We start from the raw sequence: 21,917 nt of genomic DNA on the forward strand, positions 1-21,917 counted from the left end.
GCCCCACAGCACGAGACACCGCCCGACGCCACGAACCCGGTGTCCGTACGGGGCCCCGAAGACCTGATTCAGCCACGCGAGAGACAGCCGGGTTCACACCGGAGAGCTAACGCGGGGCTCCGCCTACTCCCAGCCGTACGGCGACACCTGCGGTTCGACGCCGTCCAGGTACTGCCGTAGGGCCTGCCCGTTCCCCCGTACGAACTCCGCGGGTACGGCGTCGACTTGGACCCATCGGACCTGCGCGTGCTTGGCGGGTTCGCGGTTCTCGGGCTCGCCGGACCACTTGTCGGCGACGAAGACGACGGTGAGGAAGCCGTGCGGTGCGTCCACTCCGCGGGCGGCGTGGACGAGGTGGACGACCTTCAGGGACTCCGGCGCCACGACGAGCCCGGTCTCCTCGTACAGCTCGCGCACGGCGGTCCCGGTGACGGGCTCGCCGGGTTCGTTCTTGCCGACGGGGAGGTCCCACATGCCGCGGGCGAACTTGGCCTGCTCACCCCGCTGGATGAGGACGACCCGGCCCTCGGCCCGGTCGTGGACGATGACGGCGGCGACGAGAAGGGTCATACGGCGATTCCGAGTTCGGCCAGCAGACCGCGCACCCGCCGCTCGATCTCCTCCCGGATGGGCCGTACCGCCTCCACGCCCTGGCCCGCCGGATCGTCGAGCTGCCAGTCCAGGTACCGCTTGCCCGGGAAGACGGGGCAGGCGTCCCCGCAGCCCATCGTGATCACGACGTCCGAGGACCGTACGGCCTCGACGGTGAGCACCTTCGGTGTCTCGGCCGATACGTCGATCCCCACCTCCGCCATGGCCGCCACCACCGCCGGGTTGACCGCGTCGGCGGGCACCGAGCCCGCCGACCGGACCTCGACCCGGTCACCGGCGAGGTGGGTGAGGAAGGCGGCGCCCATCTGGGAACGGCCGGCGTTGTGGACGCAGACGAACAGGACTGACGGGCGCGGGGCGGCGGAACTCGGGGTCATGGGGGGGTCCTTGCGGTCAGGAGGCGGCGAGTTCGGGTTCAGGTTCGGAGCCGGGTTCAGGTTCGGAGCCGGGTTCAGGTTCGGAGCCGGGTTCGGGTTCCGGCTCGGGCTCGGGTTCGCTGTGCGGGACCACCGCGTCCGTCGTACGGACAGGACGCTCCCATACGACGGCCACGGCGGCCAACCCGACTACGGCGCCCAGTAGTTGGGCCACGACGAACGGTGCGACCGACCCCGGCGCGATCCCGGCGAAGGTGTCGGTGAAGGCGCGGCCGACGGTGACGGCGGGGTTCGCGAAGGAGGTCGAGGAGGTGAACCAGTAGGCGGCGCCGATGTAGGAGGCCACGGCCGCCGGGGCGAGGGAGACGCGGCCGACCCGTTCCAGTCCTAGGACGAGAAGGATCAGCCCGGCCGTGGCGACGACCTCCCCCAGCCACAGATGACCGGCGAACCGGTCGTGACCGGAGAACCGCACCAACGGCTCGGCGAACATGGCGTCCGCCAGCACCGCCCCCGCGATCGCCCCGCCGACCTGCGCCGGAACGTACGCGGCGACCTCGCGCAGCCCCGGCCCGGTGCCGTCACGACGGCCGGCGAACCAGGCGGCCAGGGTGACGACGGGGTTGAAGTGCGCGCCGGAGACCGGCCCGAGCAGCGTGATCAGTACGCCCAGACCGAAGACGGTGGCGAGCGAGTTGGCGAGTAGCTGTACGCCGACGTCGTGCGAGAGTTCCGTCGCCTGGATGCCGGAGCCCACGACGACCGTCACCAGCAGACCGGTCCCGATCGCCTCGGCGGCGGCACGACGGCCGAGGGACGCGGTCACGCCTGCGTGACTTCCGCGGTCCGCGCCGTCGTCAGGAACGCGGCGAGCCGGTCCAGGGCGCCGGGCAGTGCCCAGTAGTACACCCACGTCCCACGGCGTTCGCAGTCGATGAGGCCGGCCTGGCGCAGGAGCTTGAGGTGGTGGGAGATCGTCGGCTGCGACAGATCGAAGGCCGGTGTCATCTCGCACACGCAGACCTCGCCGCCCTCGCGCGAGGCGATCATCGACAGCAGCCGCAGGCGCACGGGATCGCCAAGCGCCTTGAAGACCCTGGCCAGTTCCGCGGCGCGCTCGTCGTCCAGCGGCGCGGCGGCCAGACCCGGGCAGCACCCGGCGTCCTGACCGATCACTCCACCGGTCACGTCAAGGACCCCGAGCTCTTGTTTCGACATGCCTCTATGTTGACGTCTTTCAATACAAGGCGCAAGCTTGCATCAACGAACATCAATACAAGCTGGCCCACCCCACCTCACCTCACCTCACCCTGGAGCGACTCGATGAGCGACGCACACTCCACCGACCTGCGCGAAACCGTCCGCAAGCGGTACGCGGCCTCGGCCCTCAAGGTCACCGAGGGCGGCACGGCCTGCTGCGGCCCCGCCCCCGTCGAGATCGACGACAACTTTGGCTCGGCCCTCTACCCCACCGCCGACCGCGACGCCCTCCCCGCCGAAGCGGTCGCCGCCTCCCTCGGCTGCGGCAACCCCACCGCCGTGGCCGAACTCCGCGAGGGCGAACGCGTGTTGGACCTCGGTTCCGGCGGCGGCATCGACGTCCTGCTCTCCGCCCGCCGCGTCGGCCCGACCGGCAAGGCGTACGGCCTGGACATGACGGAGGAGATGCTCGCCCTCGCGATCGGCAACGCAGAGCGGACCGGCGCCACCAACGTCGAATTCCTCAAGGGCACCATCGAGGCCGTCCCCCTGCCCGCGAACACGATCGACGTGGTCATCTCCAACTGCGTGATCAACCTCTCCGTCGACAAGCCCGCCGTCTTCGCCGAGACCTTCCGCGTCCTGCGCCCCGGCGGCCGTGTCGGCGTCTCGGACGTCGTCGCCGACGACACCCTCACCCCCGCCCAGCGCGCGGAACGCGGCGACTACGTCGGCTGCATCGCGGGCGCGCTGTCCTTCACCGAGTACCGCACCGGCCTCGAAGCCGCCGGCTTCACCGACGTCGACATCACCCCGACCCACCCCGTCGCGGACGGCATGCACTCGGCGATCGTCCGGGCGACGAAGCCCGCGGGGAAGTGACCTGGGGACCCACAGGCCGTCCAGGATCCGGTTGGTCAGCCCTCGGGTCGCAGCAGGCCGCGTTCGTACGCCTTGGCCAGTCGCTGGGGGACCAGGTACGGGACGCCGTCGATGGTGATCGGGACGAGGGTCGGCGTGGTCGCCTTCCACTGGGCGCGGCGGTGGCGGGTGTTGCTGCGGGACATCTTCCGTTTGGGGACGGCCATGGGGGATTCTCCTGCTCGGCTGTTCGCGGGTCTCGGGTCTCGGGTCTCGGATCACTGGAAACGCTACATGAAAATGGATGTCATTACTAATGCGAGCTGGACCGGCATCGCGGGCAGAGCCCGGTCAGTTCGACGGTGTGCTCGACCTCCGCGAAACCGGAGGCCTCGGCCACCCGCTCGGCCCAGCTCTCGACCGTCTCGGAGTCGACCGGGGAGCTCAACCCGCAGGCACGGCACAGCAGATAGTGCTGGTGCTCGGGGAACGGCCGGTGCCGGAAGAGCCGTTCACCACCCCGGTCCCGTACGACGTCGGCGCGGCCCGCGCCCACCAGCGCGGCCAGGGTGCGGTAGACGGTGTTGAGGCCCACGCGCGCGCCGTGGGCCTCCAGGATGCCGTGCAGGGCGCGGGCGCCGACGAAGCCGCCGTGGTCGATCAACGCCCTTACGACACCGGCACGTTGGGCGGTATGGCGTCCGATGAGGTCCAGGTCGTCGGTCGGGCCGACCATCACGCCGCCACGAAGCCGGCACGGGTGCGGGGCCGCCGTACGACGGCTACGGCCGCCGCGTAGACGGCCGTGGCGACGGCCATGATGCAGAAGCTGGGCGGCAGTTGGGGGACGTAGTAGCTCAGGGCGAGGCCCGCCCACATCTCCGCCACCGCAAGGCCCGCCGACAGGGCGAGGGCGTGATACGGCCGGTCGGTGAGCCGCTGGGCCGCGCCCGCGGGGGCGGCCAGCAGGCCGAGCAGCAGCAGTGAGCCGACCGCCTGGGTGGCCTCGGCCGCGCAGGCGCCGACCAGGACCAGGAAGGCGAGGCCGAGCAGCCGTACCGGCACCCGGCGGGCCGTCGCCACCGCCTCGTCCACGGAGGCGAAGAGCAGCGGACGGGCGAGCGCGAGCACGGTGAGGCAGATGACGGCCGCGACGACGGCCGCCAACTGCGCCTGTCCGGTGGAGAGTCCGAAGATCGAGCCGAAGAGGACGGTGACGCCGGCGGTGCCGTTCCCGGTGTTGCGGGACGTGGTGTAGAGGGTGAGGAAGAAGACGCCGAGGCCCAGGATCCAGGAGAAGAGGCTGCCGATGACGATGTCGTCGGCGCGGCTGCGGCGGCCCAGCGCGCCGAGCACCACGGCGAGCAGCACGGTCGCCGCGAACAGCCCGAGCCGCAGGTCGTAGCCGAGCGCGAGGGCTGCGAGCGCCCCGGTGAACGCGACGTGGCTGAGCGCGTCGCCGGTGAACACCTGGGCGCGCAGCACCAGGAAGTAGCCGACGAGCCCGGCCGCCAGGGCGATCGCGGTGCCGGCCAGCAGGGCGTGCGTGAAGTACGGGTGCGTGAAGGCGCTCATGCGACGGCACCCGCTCCCGGCATCCGCTTGGTGAGAGCGCGGCCCGTGCGGGCCAGGACGTAGACCGCGAAGGCGAAGGTCGTCACGTAGAAACCGATCGGGTACGGCGAGTAGTAGGCGGTGATCAGCCCGGTCCAGGTCACCGCGATCGCGATCACCACCGAGAGCGCCAGGCTCGACGCGGGCCGGGCGGTGAGCTGTTGGGCGGTCGCGGCGGGCATCACCAGCAGGGCGAACACCAGCAGCGTGCCGGTGATCTGGCTGGCCTCGGCGGTCGCCGCTCCGAGCAGGACGAGGAAGGCCAAGGACAGGGCGCGTACCGGCACCCCGCGTCCGGCGGCGACGTCCTCGTCGACGGAGGCGAACAGCAGCGGTCGCCCGATGACCGCCAGCACGCCGAGCGCGAGGGCCGCCACGACCGTCAGCACGGCCACCTGGACGGTGGTGATGCCCAGAAAGCTGCCGAACAGAAGGGAGTTGATCCCGCCGAGGAACCCCTTGTAGAGGGCGACGAAGAGAAATCCGCAGGCCAGCAGGAACGCCTGGACGGTGCCGGTGAGCGCCGACTCCTGCCCTCCGCCACCCTCCCCGGCACGCGGGATGGCCGCGATCACCAGGGCCCCGCCGACACAGAACGCGAAGTAGCCGAAGCCCGCGCAGATGCCCAGCAGGGTCGCGCAGGCCGCGCCGGGAAAGCTGACCACGGCCAGGGTGTGTCCGGCGAAGCTCTGCCGGCGCAGCACCATGAACCAGCCCATCACGGCGGCCAGTACGGCCACGACCGTACCCGCCCGGAAGGCGTTGACCATGAACGGGAACGCCCAGATCTGCTGAAGGTCGACGACCGGATTCCACGACCAACCGGCGCCCGTGTCACCCCAGTTCACGGCGGCCTCCCCCGGCGTGCCGGTCGGTGTGCCGGGCGGGCGCCTCGGGCTGGCCGACGACCACCAGCCGTCCGTCGCCGGTCCGCAGCACCTCCACCGGCACGCCGTACAGCCGCGACAGCGTCCCCGTGGTGATCACGTCCTCGGGCCGTCCGGCGACCGCACCGCCCTCGGCGATGTACACCACCCGGTCCAGCCACGGCAGGATCGGGTTGACGTCGTGCGCGACCATGACGACACCGACGCCCGCCTCCCGGCAGATCCGCCCGATCAGCGCGGCGACCGCGCCCTGATGGGACAGGTCGAGACTGTCCAACGGCTCGTCCAGGAGCAGCAGTTCGGGACCGCGGACGAGCGCCTGGGCGATCAGCAGCCGCTGCTGCTCGCCACCGGAGCACTCGCCGATCGGCCGGTGCGCGTACGCGCTCGCCCCGACCAACTCGACGACCTCCGCGACACGGTCCCGGGCCGCCCGCCGCCGGGCACCGAACCGGCCGGGCAACGGCAGCGGTACGCCCCAGCGGTCGCCGTCGAGGCCGAGCCGCACGATGTCGGTGCCACGGATGCGCAGGCTCGCGTCGAAGCTGCGCCGCTGCGGCAGATAGCCGATGCGGTGCCCCGCCCGGCCGGGCGCCTCCCCGAGGACGCTCACCTCACCGGCGGCCGGAGGCAGGACGCCGAGCAGCATCTTGACCAGGGTCGACTTCCCGACCCCGTTGGGACCGAGGACGGCCACGAACTCCCCGGCGCCGACGTCCAGTTCGACACCGGACCACAGGGTCCGGCCGCCGACGCGCACGGCGGCGCCGCGCAACGACACGACGGGAGAAGGGGGTTCGGCGGCGGCCGGCTGCGCGGGGACGCGGTGCCGGGAGGCGGCCGGATTCACGGTGCTCACCGCCCCGTCGCCTGCCCCAGGGCCTTCTCGATGCCCTCCAACTGCCGTACCTGCCAGGCCTGGAAGGACGCCCCGGCCGGCGTGAGGGTCTCGGTCACGGTCGCGACCGGAATGCCCTTCGCCTTCGCGGCCTTGACCTGGGCCTGCACGTCCGGGGTGGCGTTCTGGCTGTTGTACACGTACACCTTGATCAGCTTCTCGCCGATCTGCCGGTCGATGGTCTGCTTGTCCTTGGCCGTCGGGTCGGTGCCCTCGCTGATGGCGTCGAGGAAGGACTCGGGCGTGAGCATCTTCAGTCCCAGGCCCTCGGCGAGCGGGGTCACGATGGACTCCGAGGCGCCGATGGGGGTGTTGGCGTACTTGGCCTTGATGTCGGCGATCAACTTGTCGTACGGCGCGAGGGTCTTGGTCTCGAAGGCCGTCTTCCGCGCGTCGAAGTAGGCGGCGTCGGCCGGGTCGAGCTTCTTGTAGTCGGCGGTGATCCTCTCGATCACCTGGTGGACGTTGTCGGGCGAGTACCAGCGGTGGGGGTTGCCGCCGGGCTTGATGCCGACCAGGTCACCGACCTTCAGATCGGTACGGCCGCTCTCGGGGTTGGCGGACAGCAGCTTGTCCGCCCAGGCGTCGTAGCCGATGCCGTTGACGATCGTGTACTGGGCGCCGGCCACGAGTCGGCCGTCCGCGGCGGTCGGCTCGTAGTCGTGCGGGTCGGCGTTCGGGTTGTCGATGATGCTCTTGACCTGCACGTGGGCGCCGCCGAGTTGGGTGGCGATGCTGCCCCAGAAGTTCTCCGCCGCTACGACTTTGATGGTCTTGCCCGCCGTCGTCGAACCGGCGTCGGCGGTGTCGGAAGCGTCGGAGGAGGCGGTGGAGCAGCCGCTGGTGACGGCCAGGACGACGCCGATGGCCAGGGTGGCGGTGATCAGGCGGGGGGTGGTGCGCACGACTCGGTCTCCTTGAGGGGCTGGGGCTCACAGGGGGACTGGGTCCTGTGGAGCGGGGGCACCTCGACCGTAGATGGAAATGATTGTCACTACTAGAGAGTGAGTTATCTCTAATGAAAATCATTATTGAAACTTGACTCGGGCAGTGGCCGTCGTGGGGCTCCGGGGAGCGCGGGAGGGGCCGTGAGCGAGGGCAACCGGCCCTGGTGACCGCACCCGCTGCGGCTCACTACACTCCGGCGATGGACAACATACGGTGCACCCAATGCGGTGCGGTGGGGCTGGAGCCGGGCTTCGTCGAAGACTCCGGACAAGGCGCTCGCGGGTTCGCGCGGTGGATCGCGGGCCCCCTTCAGCGGGGCCCGCTCGGCAACGCCAGGAAGATGGGCCGACCGCGGTGGCAGATCGACGCCTATCGCTGCCCCACCTGCGCGCACCTGGAACTGTTCGCGGCCCAGCCGGACTGACCACGGGTTTTCGGGTTCACCAGCCCGGTGTGCCGGACACCAGGCCGACGCGGTAGGCGAGGACGACTGCCTGGACCCGGTCGCGCAGGGCGAGCTTGGCCAGGATCCGGGAGACGTAGGTCTTGACCGTCTCGGGGGTGATGTACAGCTCGGCCGCTATCTCCGCGTTCGACAGCCCCTCGGCCAGCTGCCGGAGCACCTCCAGTTCGCGGGGCGTCAGCGCGCGTACGACGTCCTCTCTGGCCGGCCGGGAGGACTCGGCCGGGCGCAGGTGCTCGGCGTAGTGGCCGATGAGGTGGCGGGTGACCGCGGGCGACAGCAGGGCCTCGCCCCGGGCGACGGTCCTGATGCCGTTCACCAGCTCCGCGGGCGGCGCGTCCTTGAGGAGGAACCCGCTGGCTCCGGCGCGCAGCGCGTCGTAGACATGGGCGTCGACGTTGAACGTGGTGACGACCAGCACCTTCGGCGGTTCCCCGGCGCCGGGGCCGGCCAGTTGCCGGGTCGCCTGGATGCCGTCGAGGAGGGGCATCCGGATGTCCATCACGACCACGTCGGGCCGCAGCCGCCGCGCGGCTTCCAGCGCCGCGTGCCCGTTCTCCGCCTCGCCGACGACCTCCATGTCGGGCTGGGCCGAGAAGATGGTGACGTAGCCGGTCCGCACCAGTTCCTGGTCGTCGCAGACGAGCACACGGATCGGTGGCGGCGCGTCGCTCACGGGGTCACTCCTGAACGGGCTCGGGATGGGGATCGGGCTCGGGATGGGGACGGGGATGGGGATCGGGCTGGGGCTGGGGCTGGGGCTGGGACGGAATCGTGGCACGGACCTCGAAGCCGCCCCCGGGGCGGGGTCCGGCCTCCAGTTCACCATCGAGCATCCGCACCCGGACACGCAGCCCGGTCAGCCCCCGCCCGCCCTCGGGGCCCGGCGCGGTGGTCGGCGCGGGTGCCGGGGTGGTGACGGGGACAGGGCTGGGGCCGGGGCCGGGGCCGGGGCCGGGGCCGTCGGTGGTCACCTCGATCTCGACGCGCTCCTCGCCGTGCCGGACCAGGACCCGTGTCGGCTGCCCGGTCGCGTACTTCATCGCGTTGGTGAGCGCTTCCTGTACGACCCGGTACGCGGCCAGCTCCACGTCCACGCTCCGTGGCCGCCGCTCGCCCCGCTCGCTGAACTCCACCGGCTGACCCGACCTGCGGGCCTGCTCGACGAGGTCTCCCACCCGGCCGAGAGCGGGGCCCCGGCTTCCGTGCGCGGAGCCCCCAGGGGTGGCGGCGGCAGTCGCGGACCCGGAGGCCGTGGACTCGCCGGTGGCCTCCAACACCCCGAGCAGATAACGGAGTTCGGTCAGAGCCCGGCGGCCGGTGTCGCTGACGGAGGCCATTCCCGTGGTGGCCCGTTCCGGCGCGGACGTGATCAGGAACTGGGCCGCGTCCGCCTGCACCACCATGGCCGTCACATGGTGGGTGACCACGTCGTGCAGTTCCCGGGCGATCCTCGCCCGCTCGGCAGCCGTGGCCAACTCGGCGGCCAGCCGCCGCCGTTCAGCCTCTTCGCCGCGCCGCCTGCGCACGCCACCGCCCACCAGCCAAACCCCGGCCAGCACCAGATAGAAGGCGAGATAGTCCGTCGGGTCCTGCGGCGAGCCGAGCCGGTGCAGGACGACGGCCAGCACCACATACCCCGCACTCGCCACGCCCGCCAGACCCAGGCGGAAGCGGACCTGGTGGGCGCCGGCCGAGTACAGCGCCAGATACAGCCCCATGCTGCCGAACGTCGTCGCGAAACCCAGCGCCTGGTGTACGGCGAACGCGGCGGCGACGACCACCAGACAGCCCGCGGGCCAGCGGCGGCGGGCCGCGAGCGGCAGGGTCTGGGCCAGGACCAGTCCGAGGCCCAGCGCGTTCGCCGGCCGCTCGGGCAGATCGCCGATCTGCGCCCCGATGGCCGACAGGGTCGGCACGAAGGCCAGCAGGGTGAGCGCCAGGGCGAGGACACCGTCTTTGAGGAAGGCGTCCCGCTCTTTCCACCGCTCCAGCGGCACCCGCAACCACGGTGTCCTCAACCACGGTGTCCGCAAAAGGCCCTGATGGAACATCACTTGCCTCTTCCTCCGATCAACCGGTGTCACGTGAGGGCAGCCTGCGTCAGCGCCGGCCGGGACGCCGGGGCAGCAGTCCGCCGCTCCGGCGGGCGAGGACGACCATCCGGACGGTGAGCAGCACACCGATGAGGACGGGCACGATCGACGCCTCCAGACCGAAGGTGCCGCCGCTGAGCAGGGCGGAGCCGTGGGTGTCGACCGTGAACAGGGCCTTGGGGGTGTGTCCGGAGACCGGGATGCCGAGCAGTTGCTCGGCGAAGTTCCAGGCGAAGTGCAGGCCCGCGACGAACCAGATGCTACGCCGCCACAGGAACGCGACGCCGAGCATCACACCTGCCTCCAGGGCGATGGCGAGCGCGCTCCACGCACTGGCTCCCGGAGCACCCAGGTGGGCGACGCCGAAGAACAGTCCGGTGATCACGATGGCGGCCCGGCTGCCCCACAGCTGTTCCAGAGCCTGAAGGGCGAGACCGCGGAACATCAGCTCCTCGGTGACCGCGGCGCCGGCCTGCACCATCGCGGCGGACCAGACGACGGAGAAGAAGCCGTTGCCCGCCCAGGAGAAGTCGTAGCCCCCGAACACCGTGATCAGGAGGGCGGAGACCAGGACGAAGCCCAGGCCGACCGCACCGCCGCGCAGCGCCTCCCGGCCGGCCCCCCGCCGGGCGATCTCCGGGGTGGAACGTCCCGCGACCCGGCGCATCACCACCCAGTACACGGCGACCGCCAGGGCCGCGCCCAGCACCGGCACCGGACCGGGGCCGGTCGCGGTCAGCCCCGAGACCAGGCCGACACCCACGATGCCCGTCAGCATCCAGCCGAGCGGAGCCCGGACGATCCGGCCGAGACGACCGCCCCGGCCGCCCCGGCCGCCACCGTCCTCGTCCGGACGGGACCCTGCGTCGTCGTGTGCGGCGGACGGCGTGCTCATCGTGACCTCCCTGCGGCGACGGCCACTCCGACGGCGACCGACCTGACGACCACGCTAGAAATCCGCCGGATCCCGCGAATCACCCGCGCAGGGACGGTCCGGGTAGCTCTCACGGGGGATGCGCCGCCGCTCAAGTCGCCGATGAGGGCGGCCGGTTGGTGACCGGCGAGCCGTAAGTACGATGCCGGGCTCGTCACTTTCGCACGGGGCCGGACACAGCGGTGCCCCGGCCGTCCGACGACGACCGGGGCACCGTAAATCTTCAGGTCAAAACCCTCCGGAGAGGAACGACCTCGTAGGCCCTGTGGGACTCGAACCCACAACCAATGGATTAAAAGTCCACTGCTCTGCCAATTGAGCTAAGGGCCCAGGCGATGTTGCCTCCCCGAGCATAGCGGGACGTGGCCGTGTCTCCGATCGGGTATCGGGGACACGGCCGTGCCGGATGAGGGGAAGGCGGCCGGGCGGGTCCGGAGTGTTACGGATCTACCGGTTCGGGCAAGCAGAACCGCACCGTCACAGATCCACAGGCCCGGGCGCCCCCGCCCGCGCCGCCTCCCGCGCCTTCGTGCGGGCGTGTTCCGGGTTCAGGAACCAGTGGCGGGCCGAAGCCGTCCACCAGGCCGCCGCGAAGCCGAGCACCGCCAGTACGGCGACCGGGGCGTAGTTGAAGGACTCCCAGGTGACCGGGGAGACCTGGGGGAGCATGAAGAGGATCGTGATCACGGCCACCCAGATCACCGACACCAGACCGATCGGGCGGGACCAGCGGCCCAGGTGCCACGGGCCGCGCTGGAAGTCGTCGCCCTTGGCGAGCCGGAGCAGTGTCGGGATGACGTACGCGATGTAGAGGCCGATGACGGCGACGGACGTCACCGCCGCGTAGGCCGTGTAGTTGATGAGGTACGGCAGGCCCATGAGCAGGGCGCCCGCCGCCGCGAGCCAGACGGCCGCGACGGGCGTCCGGGTGCGCGGGCTCACCGTGTGCCAGACGCGGGAGAACGGCAGCGCGCCGTCGCGCGAGAAGGCGTAGATCATGCGGCTGTTGGCCGTCACCGAGGCCATTCCGCAGAAGAGCTGGGCGCCGATCACCACCAGGAGCAGGAGCTTGCCCGTCGTCGCTCCGAGCGCGTCGAGGAGGATCTGGGCGGGCGGCGCCCCCGTCGGCGAAGTGCGCTCCGCGTCGTAGGACTGGATCGCGTACGTGAAGCCCAGCAGGAGGATGAAGCCTGCTATCCACGACGTCCAGATGGAGCGGACGATGCCCTTCGGGCCGGCCGTCGACGCGTCGTGGGTCTCCTCCGTCATGTGGGCGGAGGCGTCGTAGCCGGTGAAGGTGTACTGCGCCATCAGCAGGCCCAGCAGCACCACGTACAGACCGCTGCCCCAGCCCGTGTGGTTGACGAACTTCGTGAAGACGAAGGTCGTGGACTGGTGGTGGTCGGGGACGAAGGTCAGCGCGCCGACGATCACGCCGACGCCGATCACGTGCCACCACACGCTCACGCTGTTGAGGAGGGCGACGATACGGACGCCGAACGTGTTCAGCAGGCCGTGCAGCACCAGGATCCCGGCGAACAGGAGGATCGTGCGGCCCGGGGTGACCTTGAAGTCGAACTGGAGGTTCAGGTACGCGCCCAGGAAGGACGCGGCGCCGAAGTCGATGCCCGCGGTCACCGCGACCTGGCCGAGCACGTTGAACCAGCCGGTGAACCACGCCCAGGCCGCGGCCGAACGCGGTGGTGCCAGGCGGTGGGCCCAGAAGTACAGGCCCGCCGACGTCGGGTAGGCCGAACAGATCTCGGCCATCGACAGGCCGACGAACAGCGTCATCAGGCCTACGGCGACCCAGCCCCAGGTGATGACCGCCGGACCGCCCGTGATCATGCCGAAGAGGTAGAGGGTCAGGCAGCCGGACAGGACCGAGATGATCGTGAAGGAGACCGCGTAGTTGGAGAACGCCGACATGCGGCGGGCGAGAACCTGCGTATAGCCGAGCTGGGCAAGCCGTTCCTCGTCGGAGAGACCGGAGTCACCGGGAGCGTCTCCCTTTGACAGCCCACTCGCTATGGCGTCATCTGTCATGCCCCCAGCGATTCCCTCGCCGGGGACGTGACATGCGCCACTTAAGGAATCGATAAGGACTCGATGTGGCTAAAAAATGCCCTTGTAGCTCTGCCAGCCGGCCGAGATCTTCGTCCGCGCCCCGAACGACCCCTTCCCGTCACCGCTGTTGCGGTACAGCACCCCGGCCGAGTCCCGCTCGACCAGATCCGCCTTCCCGTCCCCGGTGATGTCCCCGACCCCGACGACCGTGTCGTACGAGCCGCCCCATGCCGTGAACAGCTTGGCGCGGGCGCCGAACGTGCCGTGGCCCGTGCCGTAGTAGCGGTACACGTTGTTCGACCTGTCCTGTGCCAGCAGGTCGCCGATGCCGTCGCCGTTCAGGTCACCTACGCCGACGACCTTCTTGTACGTCTTCCAGTCGGCGTACAGCTTCACACGCGCCGACAGCTTGCCCGCGCTCGTGCCCTTGTACAGGTACACCGTGCCCGTCGAGGCGTTGCGCGCGATCAGGTCCGGGCGGCCGTCGCCGCTGATGTCGCCGGGTGAGGTAAGGACGTCGTACTGGTTCCAGCCGGAGGTGCCCAGGGACGTGTAGGGCGTCGACGGCTTCAACACCCCACCGCAGTCCGGCTTGTACGCGCGCAGCGCCCCGCTCGTCAGCCGCACCAGGACGTCGTTGCAGCGGTCACCGCTCAGGTCGCCGAAGGGGACCGCCTTGTTGGTCGTCGTCCAGCCGGTACTGGTGCCGACCGGCCCGGAGAACGTGCCCTTGCCTGAGCCCTGCCGGAAGCCCAGCGTGCCCGAGGAGCTGAGGGTGGCCAGGTCGCCGAAGGAGTCGCCACCTCCGATGTAGTCGTGACGGGCCGGTGCCGCGTCGAACAGCCGGACCGTGCCGCTCGCCGTGACCGGGGCGCCGACCCCGTCGGCCGGCGTGACGGACAGCGTCCAGTCGTACGACCCGTTCGTCAGGAACGCGCCCTTCGCGTCCGTACCGAACCAGCCCACCTTCACCTCGCCGCGTGTCTCACCGCCGTCCCGCGTGTCCACGACCTTGCCCGTGGCGTGGCTGCGCACCGTCAGCCGCCAGCCCGCGGCCGGCTTCGACAGCAGCAGGGTGGTGAGGGTGGACGGCGTCGTGTCGATCTCCTGGGCGATGAGGGTGGACGCCGAGTCGACCGGGGCGAGCAGGCGCAGCGGCTGCTGGGTGACGCCGGTCGGTACGAGGTGGACGCGCTCCTGGTCGTCGACGTAGGCCACGTTCCCGGTCGACTCGTCGACCGTCCAGCGCACGTCGCGCTGGGAGACGCCGGTGTCGGGCAGCGCGCCGATCACCCGGCTCACGGGGGTGCCGTCCGCGAATGTCGTGAGGACCAGTTGCCCGGCCTGCTTGTCGTGCGTGACGACGAATCCGTCGCCCAGCTCCGCTTCGCCGGACGGGACCTGCACCGACCTCTTCGCCGTACGGTCGTGGACGCCGGCCGTTCCGTCGGCGCAACTCCAGTACAGCCAACGGCCGTTGGCCCGCAGTTCGGTGGGTGCGCAGCCCGCGTCGGTGGTCAGGGTCTCCGTGGTCCGTCCGGTGGTGAGGTTGTACGCCGTGAGGGTCCCGGGGGTGGTGCCCGGGGTCCACAGGGTGTCGCCGGAGAGGGCGGCGGCGCCGGGGGTGCGGGTGAGGGCCGGGGTGCCGTAGCCGATGCGGTAGACGGTCTGCGCGGTCGCCGTGGTGTGGATCAGGTAGCGGCCGGAGACGTCGGTGATCCGGCCGCCGGCGGGCACCGACTGCCCCCAGTAGTCGTACGGGCCGGACCCGCTGACGGTGAGACGGTCGTAGCCGGCCGAGTTCTTCGACAGCCAGACCGCGCGATTGTCGTCCGTGCCGTGGAGCTGCGAGCAGCCGACCTCCGTGTCCGGGCAGTCACCGACGAGCAGATCGGTCCCGTCGTACGAGGACCGCTCACCGAACGTGGGCGTACCGGTCGCGGCGACGGTCCGTACGTAGTCGTCGCGGTACCCGGCCCAGCTGGCGTCCGCGACGACCAGCCGCCCCTGCTCCAGGGCGATTCCCTGGATCTTGTACGGCGGTTTCGGCAGCGGCTTGACGAGAGTGGCGGTCGGCTTGCCGTCCGGGCCGGCCTGGATGTGCTGGATGCCCCAGTCGTCGGCGCCGGTCCGGCCGATGACGACGGCGGAGCCGTCCGGCGCGGTGGAGATGCCGGCCGACGAGGAGGCGAGCAGGGTGATCGGGTCACCGCCGGCGATCGGCACGGCCGTCACCGTCCCCCCGCTACCGGGACGGTGGACGATCCAGTCACCGACCACGGCGAGGCTGACGGACTGGCCGCCACCGGAACGGTCGACGTCCAGGGGGACCTCGACCGGGGCGGCCGACAGGTCGGCGCGCGAGAACACCAGCGCCGTCGTGCTGGACGTGCCGCGATACACAAGGAGGTGTTCGGGCGAGAGCTTGGTCACCGAGTAGCCGGTGGGCAGCTCGGGCGTCCAGCTCACGACCCGGGCGGTGTCGGGATCGACCATGACCCTGCGCAGGGTGCCGTCCAGTGTGGCGGAGAAGACCAGGCCCCCGGCGTCCCCACGCACCGGGCCCGCGAGCGTCATGCCGGACGGGATGCCCCCGACCGTCACGTCACGCGTGGTCCCGTCCGGCCCGGCGGTCAGCAGGTGCTTGACCTTGGTGACGGTCCCGTCGTCGGCGGTGACGTCCTGGGTGGTGACGGCCGTGCTGCCGAAGACGCCGTACGCGGTCTGGCCTGCGGGAACACGGAGCGTGGTGGTCGTGCCGTCGACCGCGTTCCACAGGTCGATCGTGCCGTCGGTGCGCGTGTAGGAGAGCACGTCGCCGCTCGTCCCCTTGGTGAGCACTCCGACCGGGGCCGACGGCGCGTCGAAGGACCGGCCGTCCGAGTAGCGCGTCCACACCAGCCCCGCGTGACCCTCCAGACGGTGGAAGACGCCCTGGGTACCCGCGCCGGACCCGCCGTTCAGGGCGTCCGCGGTGAAGAGCGAGGCCGTCGTGTACGTACTGCGCAACGTGGCCGGTACGACCGTCTCCTGCGCCGCTCCCACCGCCACCGCGGGCGTCGGCGACAGCGGGCCCGGCCCGGCGGCGAGCACGGCCGAAGTGGCGACCGCGGCGAAAGCATGGCGAATCAAGGAGTCCTCCCCCGGAAAAGAGAGGGATGCATGGCGTTCCTGCTGCCCCCGGCCCCCAGCCGTCACATCCCCCGCAGAAGTCGGCTGATCCTACAGGCATCACACAGACAAGAACGCGCAAAAATGGCCCCCACCCGGTCACGGGCAGGGGCCATCTCAGTGCTGCGCTACGTCACTCGACGTCAGCCGTTGCGCTTCCAGCGCGGCTTGTCGTCGCGGCGGCCGAAGGTGCCGGTGCCGGTACCCGTGCCGGTCGTGCCGCGGTGGCCGGACGGACGGTCGTGGCCGCCGGCGCGGAAGCCCGGGCGGTCGCCCTGGCGGTCGCGGTTGAACGGGCGGTCGCTGCCCCGGTGACCGGTCGCGGGACGGTCGTCGCGACGGAAGCCGCCACGGTCACCGCCCGACGGACGGTCGTCCCGGCGGAAGCCACCGGACGGGCGGTCGTCACGACGGTCGAAAGAACGGCCACCGCGGTCGCCGCCCGAGGGACGGTCGTCCCGGCGGAAGCCACCCGAGGGGCGGTCGTCACGACGGTCGAAGGAACGCCCGCCGCGGTCGCCACCGCGGTCACCGCCCGACGGACGGTCGTCCCGGCGGAAACCGCCCGAGGGACGGTCGTCACGACGGTCGAAAGAACGGCCACCGCGGTCGTCACGTCGGTCGTCGCGGCGGAAGCCACCGGAAGGACGGTCGTCACGACGGTCGAAAGAACGGCCACCGCGGTCGCCGCCACGGTCGTTGCCGCCACGGTCGTCGCGGCGGAAACCGCCCGACGGACGGTCGTCGCGACGGTCACGGCGCTCGTAGTTGCCCCGCTCGTCGCGCTGCTGGCGCGGACGGTCGTACGACGACTCCTCGCGCGCCGGCGCCGCGGCGACCGGCTCGGCGGCCGCCGCCTCGACGACGGCAGCGGCGGCCTCGGCCACCGCGACCTCCGGGTCCTCGCCCCGCTCGCGCGCGGCACGGGCGACCAACCGGTCGGACTCCTCGCGGAGTTCGGCGGCACGGCGGGTGGCCCGCTCCAGCTCCTTGGTGAGCTGGACGACCTCGCGCTCGGCCTGCTGCGCGGCGTCGCCGGCCGACTGCGCCTGGACCTCGGTCATCGAACGGGCGCCGGTGATCTCGGCGACCTCGGGCTCGAAGGCCGTACCGGAGTTGATGATGTGACGCCCGGCGTCGACGCCCGCGTCCTCCATCAGCCGGAAGATCTGACGGCGCTGGTGCGGGAGGGAGAGGGACACGACAGTGCCCGTACGGCCGGCACGGGCCGTACGGCCGGCGCGGTGCAGGTAGTCCTTGTGGTCGCCGGCCGGGTCCACGTTCAGGACCAGGTCGATGCCGTCGACGTGGATGCCACGGGCGGCGACGTCGGTCGCGACGAGCGCGTTGACGTAGCCCTCCTTGAAATCCGCCAGCGTCCGCGTACGGGCGCCCTGCGTCATGCCGCCGTGCAGCGCGTCGGCCTTCACACCGGCGTCGCGCAGCTGCTCGGCGATGCGGTCGGCGCCCAGCTGGGTGCGGACGAAGATGATCGTGCGGCCCTTGCGGGAGGCGATCGCGGCGGTGACCGGCGCCTTGTCCTTGGGCTTCACGATGAGGATGTGGTGGGACATCGTCGTGACGTTGCCCTGCGCGCTGTCGACCTCGTGCGTGACCTCGTCGGTCAGGTAGCGCTTGACCAGCGTGGAGATCTCGTTCTCCATCGTCGCCGAGAACAGCATGCGCTGGCCGCCGGCCGGGATCTGGTCGAGCAGCTCGGTGACCTCGGGCAGGAAGCCCAGGTCGGACATCTGGTCGGCCTCGTCGAGGACGGCGATCCGCACGTCTTCGAGGGAGCAGGCGCCGCGGTTGATGATGTCGCGGAGGCGGCCGGGCGTGGCCACCAGCACATCCACGCCCCGCTCGAGGGCGTAGATCTGGTTGCCCATCGACGTACCGCCGCAGACGACCTTCATCTTCAGGCCGAGGACGTCGCCGTAGGGCTGGAGGGCGTCGGCGACCTGCATCGCCAGCTCGCGGGTCGGGGTGAGGATGATGCCGCGGGGCTTCTTCTTCTCGGTGCGGCCGCCGGACAGCGTCGCGAGCAGCGGCAGGCCGAACGAGAGGGTCTTGCCGGAGCCGGTGCGGCCACGGCCGAGGATGTCCTTGCCGGCCAGGGCGTCCGGGATGGTCGCCGCCTGGATCGGGAAGGGGGTGGTCACGCCGTTCTGCGCGAGCTTGCGCACGACGCCCTCGGGGAGACCGAGGTCCGCGAAGGTGACTTCGGGGGTCTCCACGGTGGTGTCTACGGCCGTCTCGGTGCCCTCGTTCTCGGGCATGACGACGTGATCAGTACTGGAAATGGACATGCGAATGCGAAACCTTCCGGAGTCTCCGTCGGCACGCGCCCGTCAACTCCGTGATTCGCTATCGACCGCCTCAATGCGGTCCGCCACGGCAAGGGAGAGTACGCGCCACACGGCGCGCTCTGCAGTGGCGCCGGGCAATGGGATCAAACGATCTACCACCATACGCACCCACCACCCCCGGAGGCAAACCGACCTCGGTTGACGTGCGTCACACCCGCCCCTACGCCGGTGAGCCGGCCGCCGGTGCCGGCTCGCGGTCCACCAGCTGCGGGACCGGGTCCTCGTGGGCCGAGGACGAGGGTTCCGCGACGGTCGGGTCCGGGGACGGCGGCTGCTGGCTCGGCGTCGGGTCCGGGGGCGGCGGCGTCCGCGACGGGGTCGGCTGCGGCGCGGCGGTGGTGGGCGCGCCCGGCTTCGCGCTCGTCCCCGGTCTGGGCGCCGTGGAGGCGGACGGACTAGCCGCGCCCCCCGCCGAGGACGGCGAAGCCGACCCCGACGCGGACTCACCCGGCCTGGGCTTCCCGTGCCCGTGCTTCCCGTCCCCCGCCGACCCGCCGTACCCGAGCCCGCCGCCCGGCGCCCCCGAACCGCCGTCGGGCACCTCACCGGCGTGCCGCCCGGCCGAGTGCGAGGGCTTGGCACCGCCGCCCGCGTCGTCGCCCACGCTCATACAGCCGGCGGCAGCGGCGACGACGGCGACCGCTGCGGCCAGACGGACGGGTACGTACATGGGGCGCACGGGGCCACCTCCGAGGGCGGAAAAAGGAGTCGCCCTCTCAACTCCCACCGCCCACCGGAAGACACGCGCCCGGCACCCGCCACGCATTTCTGGCCGGGACTTGCCCCGCGCTCGTGGCCCACTCCCGGCCGGGACTTGTCCCGCGCCCGTCGCCCACTACTGGCCGGGACTTGCGCCGCCTCAGTCGTCCATTCCTGGCCAAGACTTGCGCCCGCACCCGTCACCCGTTCCCGACCGAGACCGGCGCCGCCCAAGTCGCCCACTCCTGGCCGAGACCGGCGCCGCCTCAGCCGCCGATCCCCGGCCGAGACTTGCCCCTCTCCCGTCACCCACTCCTTGCCGGGAATTGCCCCCCGTCCGCGCCCGCAGCACGATCGGCTCCGCACCGACCGCACCGACCGCACCGACCGCAGCGCCCGAAGGAGCCACCGATGACCGGAACGACCGACCCCCAACGCCTCGCCGCCCGCTACATCGCCCAGTGGACGGAGCCGGACCCCGTCCGCCGCCGGGCGGTGATCGAGAGTCTCTGGGCCGAGGACGGCACCCACGTCCTCCAGCCGCCCGCCGAGATACGCGAACTCGCCGCCGGCCTCGGGTTCGACCACCCGGCCCTGCGGGCACAGGGCCACGACGCCATCGAGACCCGCGTCACGCGCAGCTACCAACGCTTCGTCGAGAAGGGCGAGTTCACGTTCCGGGCGCGTACCGACGCCGTACGGCTCGACGACCTGGTCCGGTTCCACTGGGAGACGGTCACCGTCGCGGACGGCGAAGTGGTCGCCGGCGGGCTGGAGTTGCTCACACTCGACAGCGACGGCCGCATCCGCACCGACTACATGTTCCCCGGCGCCTGATCCGCCGCCGCGGCGGCCAGCGCCTCCGCCGTCGCCGCGTCCGCCGGCAGGAACGCCTCCAACTTCAGCTCCGCGAGAGTCACATCCACGGCCGTCGCGAACGTCGTCACCGTCGTCATCAGCCGCAACTCCCCGTACGACGACCGCAGCCGCAACGGCACCGCGAACCCCAACTGCCCCTCCGACGACCCCAGTTCCGGCACATAACCGGCCAACTCGGCCCGCAACTCCGGCAACCCGCCCAGCCGCGCCACGATGTGCCGAGCCCACTCGGCCAGGTTGAGGATCCGCGGCGCCACCCCGTCCGGATGCAGCGCCAGCCGGTACACATTCGTCCCGGGCCCCACCAACTCCGCCGCAGCCCCCTCCGTGATCACCCCGAACGCACTGTTGGCGTCGACCAGTTGACCCTTCCGGTCCACCACCACCGCCGGATACGGCAGATGCCCCCGCAGGATGTGCCCGATCGCCGCCCGCACCGGCGCCAGCACCGGCCCCTCCAGCGAACTCTCCGCGTACACCGGCGCGAACCCGGCCGCCAACAACAGCTCGTTCCGCTCCCGCAACGGCAGTTCGAGCGACTCGGCGAGCCGCACGACCATGTTCCGCCCCGGCACCGACCGCCCCGACTCGATGAAACTGAGATGCCGCTGAGTCGTCCCGGCCCGCGAGGCCACCTCCAGCTGACTCAGCCGACGATCCGTACGACGCTCACGCAGCACCCGAGGAAAATCCACACCCCAGTTCTACGACGCCCCACCCCAACCGGCCATTCCGCGCAGGGAATTGAGGCCATACCCGCCGCCCACGACCATCAGGTCCATGAACACCGCCGACCCCGCCGACCCCGGCGTACCGCAACGGAACCCCCGAGCCACTAGGCGCACACCTCCACCCACCACCCCCATCCACCTCGGCGTACTCCTCCCCACCGGAATCGCCCAATGGGCCAAGACCGACGACCCCCGCGACCTGATCACCCTCGGCCGCACCGCCGAACGCCTCGGTTTCACCTCCCTCTTCGTCAACGACTCCCTCATCACCCCCCGCATCGAAGCCCTCACGATGCTCGCCGCCCTCGCCGTCACCACCGAGACGGCCACCCTCGGCACCGGCGCCCTGCTGCCCTTCCTGCGCCGCCCCGTCCAGACCGCCCAGGCCCTCGCCTCCATCGACCTGCTCTCCGACGGCCGACTCACCCTCGCCGTCGGTGCCGGGTTCCCCGGCCGGTTCGGGCGGCCGTTCTACGACCTCTCCGAAGTCCCCTGGCCCCGCCGCTTCGCCCGCCTCGACGAGACGGTCCGGCTCTGGCGGGCCCTCTGGCGGGGCGCCGACACCTTCCACGGCGAGTTCCACCACTTCACCGGCCTACCGCCCGCCCTGCGCCCCACCCGCCCCACCGGCCCACCCGTCTGGCTCGCCGGCGCCACCCCGACCGCCCTGGCCCGCACCGGCCGCCTCTACGACGGCTGGCTCCCCTACCCGCCCGACCCCGCCGACTACACGACCGGTCTGCACGAGATCCACGAGGCGGCGAGCACGGCGGGCCGCAGCCCCGAGGCCATCACCCCGGCGCTCTTCGTCACCGTACGAATCGACGACGACCCCCGGTCCGCCCGAGCCGCACTCGACGACTACGCCCGGGCCACCTACGGCATGCCCCTCCCCGAGCTGGAGAAGATCCAGGCCGTCGCCGCGGGCACCGCGGAGCAGGTGGCCCAACTCCTCGACCTGTACGTCACCGCCGGCGCCCGCCACCTCGTCACCCGCCCCGCCGCCCTGAACCTGCGCGCCCAGCGCGAGCAGCTGGAACGCGTCGCCGCACTGATCCCCGGCCTGACGACCCCGTCATCGCCCCGAACCCGCGTTCGTCCCGGACAATAG

22 protein-coding genes and 1 tRNA gene are annotated in these 21,917 nt (G+C 71.5%); 4 read left to right on the plus strand and 19 right to left on the minus strand.

Annotated elements, in window-relative coordinates; translation table 11 throughout:
- Window positions 1–123: 123 nt before the first annotated feature.
- The 4 genes from ACQHII_RS23030 to ACQHII_RS23045 are packed head-to-tail and all read right to left on the minus strand — an operon-like array spanning window position 124 to window position 2,207.
- Complete coding sequence (locus ACQHII_RS23030) at window positions 124–570, minus strand: NUDIX domain-containing protein (protein ID WP_427921082.1); 447 nt, start codon at window positions 568–570, stop codon at window positions 124–126.
- Window positions 567–989: an arsenate reductase ArsC gene (locus ACQHII_RS23035; RefSeq protein ID WP_427921083.1), complete on the minus strand. Its 423-nt coding sequence runs from the start codon at window positions 987–989 to the stop codon at window positions 567–569. Before ACQHII_RS23035 ends, ACQHII_RS23030 begins: the two co-directional genes overlap by 4 nt.
- A 16-nt stretch (window positions 990–1,005) precedes the next feature.
- Window positions 1,006–1,815, minus strand: a complete 810-nt coding sequence (locus ACQHII_RS23040; protein ID WP_427921084.1) for an aquaporin — start codon at window positions 1,813–1,815, stop codon at window positions 1,006–1,008.
- Complete coding sequence (locus tag ACQHII_RS23045) at window positions 1,812–2,207, minus strand: ArsR/SmtB family transcription factor (protein WP_427921085.1); 396 nt, start codon at window positions 2,205–2,207, stop codon at window positions 1,812–1,814. Before ACQHII_RS23045 ends, ACQHII_RS23040 begins: the two co-directional genes overlap by 4 nt.
- Before the next feature lie 105 nt (window positions 2,208–2,312).
- On the opposite strand from ACQHII_RS23045, the gene arsM reads away from it, so the two are divergent.
- Window positions 2,313–3,071, plus strand: coding sequence for an arsenite methyltransferase (arsM, locus tag ACQHII_RS23050; protein ID WP_427921086.1), 759 nt, complete (start codon window positions 2,313–2,315; stop codon window positions 3,069–3,071).
- Between the two features lie 35 nt (window positions 3,072–3,106).
- Here arsM and rpmF read toward each other — a convergent pair whose 3' ends face one another.
- The 6 genes from rpmF to ACQHII_RS23080 all read right to left on the minus strand — a co-directional run bounded on the left by rpmF (window position 3,107) and on the right by ACQHII_RS23080 (window position 7,354).
- A complete protein-coding gene (gene rpmF / locus ACQHII_RS23055; RefSeq protein WP_093628134.1) occupies window positions 3,107–3,277 on the minus strand; it encodes a 50S ribosomal protein L32 in 171 nt (56 codons plus the stop codon).
- A gap of 86 nt (window positions 3,278–3,363) precedes the next feature.
- On the minus strand, window positions 3,364–3,786 hold the full coding sequence (locus ACQHII_RS23060) for a Fur family transcriptional regulator (protein ID WP_427925391.1): 423 nt from the start codon (window positions 3,784–3,786) through the stop codon (window positions 3,364–3,366).
- Entirely contained in the window at window positions 3,786–4,625 is an 840-nt protein-coding gene (locus tag ACQHII_RS23065) for a metal ABC transporter permease (protein WP_427921087.1), read from the minus strand. The genes ACQHII_RS23060 and ACQHII_RS23065 overlap by 1 nt, the downstream gene beginning before the upstream one ends.
- Window positions 4,622–5,512 (minus strand): metal ABC transporter permease, encoded by an 891-nt coding sequence (locus ACQHII_RS23070; protein WP_427921088.1) that lies wholly within the window; start codon window positions 5,510–5,512, stop codon window positions 4,622–4,624. Before ACQHII_RS23070 ends, ACQHII_RS23065 begins: the two co-directional genes overlap by 4 nt.
- Window positions 5,499–6,410, minus strand: a complete 912-nt coding sequence (locus tag ACQHII_RS23075) for a metal ABC transporter ATP-binding protein (protein ID WP_427921089.1) — start codon at window positions 6,408–6,410, stop codon at window positions 5,499–5,501. The genes ACQHII_RS23070 and ACQHII_RS23075 overlap by 14 nt, the downstream gene beginning before the upstream one ends.
- On the minus strand, window positions 6,407–7,354 hold the full coding sequence (locus ACQHII_RS23080) for a metal ABC transporter solute-binding protein, Zn/Mn family (protein WP_427921090.1): 948 nt from the start codon (window positions 7,352–7,354) through the stop codon (window positions 6,407–6,409). Before ACQHII_RS23080 ends, ACQHII_RS23075 begins: the two co-directional genes overlap by 4 nt.
- A gap of 275 nt (window positions 7,355–7,629) precedes the next feature.
- On the opposite strand from ACQHII_RS23080, the gene ACQHII_RS23085 reads away from it, so the two are divergent.
- Window positions 7,630–7,821: a hypothetical protein gene (locus tag ACQHII_RS23085; protein WP_388113209.1), complete on the plus strand. Its 192-nt coding sequence runs from the start codon at window positions 7,630–7,632 to the stop codon at window positions 7,819–7,821.
- Window positions 7,822–7,837: 16 nt separating this feature from the next.
- On the opposite strand, the gene ACQHII_RS23090 is transcribed toward ACQHII_RS23085, so the two are convergent.
- The 8 genes from ACQHII_RS23090 to ACQHII_RS23125 form a co-directional block, all read right to left on the minus strand.
- Complete coding sequence (locus tag ACQHII_RS23090; RefSeq protein ID WP_427921091.1) at window positions 7,838–8,536, minus strand: response regulator; 699 nt, start codon at window positions 8,534–8,536, stop codon at window positions 7,838–7,840.
- Between the two features lie 4 nt (window positions 8,537–8,540).
- Complete coding sequence (locus ACQHII_RS23095; protein WP_427925392.1) at window positions 8,541–9,914, minus strand: sensor histidine kinase; 1,374 nt, start codon at window positions 9,912–9,914, stop codon at window positions 8,541–8,543.
- A gap of 49 nt (window positions 9,915–9,963) precedes the next feature.
- Window positions 9,964–10,851 (minus strand): CPBP family glutamic-type intramembrane protease, encoded by an 888-nt coding sequence (locus ACQHII_RS23100; RefSeq protein ID WP_427921092.1) that lies wholly within the window; start codon window positions 10,849–10,851, stop codon window positions 9,964–9,966.
- A gap of 296 nt (window positions 10,852–11,147) precedes the next feature.
- Window positions 11,148–11,220, minus strand: a tRNA-Lys gene (locus ACQHII_RS23105).
- A 147-nt stretch (window positions 11,221–11,367) separates the two neighbouring features.
- Window positions 11,368–12,936, minus strand: coding sequence for an amino acid permease (locus ACQHII_RS23110; protein ID WP_427921093.1), 1,569 nt, complete (start codon window positions 12,934–12,936; stop codon window positions 11,368–11,370).
- Window positions 12,937–13,005: 69 nt separating this feature from the next.
- A complete protein-coding gene (locus ACQHII_RS23115) occupies window positions 13,006–16,089 on the minus strand; it encodes an FG-GAP repeat domain-containing protein (protein ID WP_427921094.1) in 3,084 nt (1,027 codons plus the stop codon).
- Window positions 16,090–16,271: 182 nt separating this feature from the next.
- Window positions 16,272–18,437: a DEAD/DEAH box helicase gene (locus tag ACQHII_RS23120; RefSeq protein WP_427921095.1), complete on the minus strand. Its 2,166-nt coding sequence runs from the start codon at window positions 18,435–18,437 to the stop codon at window positions 16,272–16,274.
- Between the two features lie 220 nt (window positions 18,438–18,657).
- Window positions 18,658–19,167 (minus strand): hypothetical protein, encoded by a 510-nt coding sequence (locus ACQHII_RS23125; protein WP_427921096.1) that lies wholly within the window; start codon window positions 19,165–19,167, stop codon window positions 18,658–18,660.
- Window positions 19,168–19,607: 440 nt separating this feature from the next.
- Here ACQHII_RS23125 and ACQHII_RS23130 point away from each other — a divergent pair, with 440 nt between their 5' ends.
- Entirely contained in the window at window positions 19,608–20,033 is a 426-nt protein-coding gene (locus ACQHII_RS23130) for a hypothetical protein (protein ID WP_427921097.1), read from the plus strand.
- Here ACQHII_RS23130 and ACQHII_RS23135 read toward each other — a convergent pair.
- Window positions 20,012–20,770, minus strand: a complete 759-nt coding sequence (locus tag ACQHII_RS23135) for a helix-turn-helix domain-containing protein (RefSeq protein ID WP_427921098.1) — start codon at window positions 20,768–20,770, stop codon at window positions 20,012–20,014. The two genes, ACQHII_RS23130 and ACQHII_RS23135, sit on opposite strands and share 22 nt — an antisense overlap.
- A gap of 85 nt (window positions 20,771–20,855) precedes the next feature.
- Between ACQHII_RS23135 and ACQHII_RS23140 the strand changes: the two genes are divergently transcribed.
- Entirely contained in the window at window positions 20,856–21,917 is a 1,062-nt protein-coding gene (locus ACQHII_RS23140) for an LLM class flavin-dependent oxidoreductase (protein WP_427921099.1), read from the plus strand.

The organism is Streptomyces sp. cg40 (genome assembly GCF_050320165.1).
Classification (GTDB): Bacteria; Actinomycetota; Actinomycetes; order Streptomycetales; family Streptomycetaceae; genus Streptomyces; species Streptomyces hokutonensis.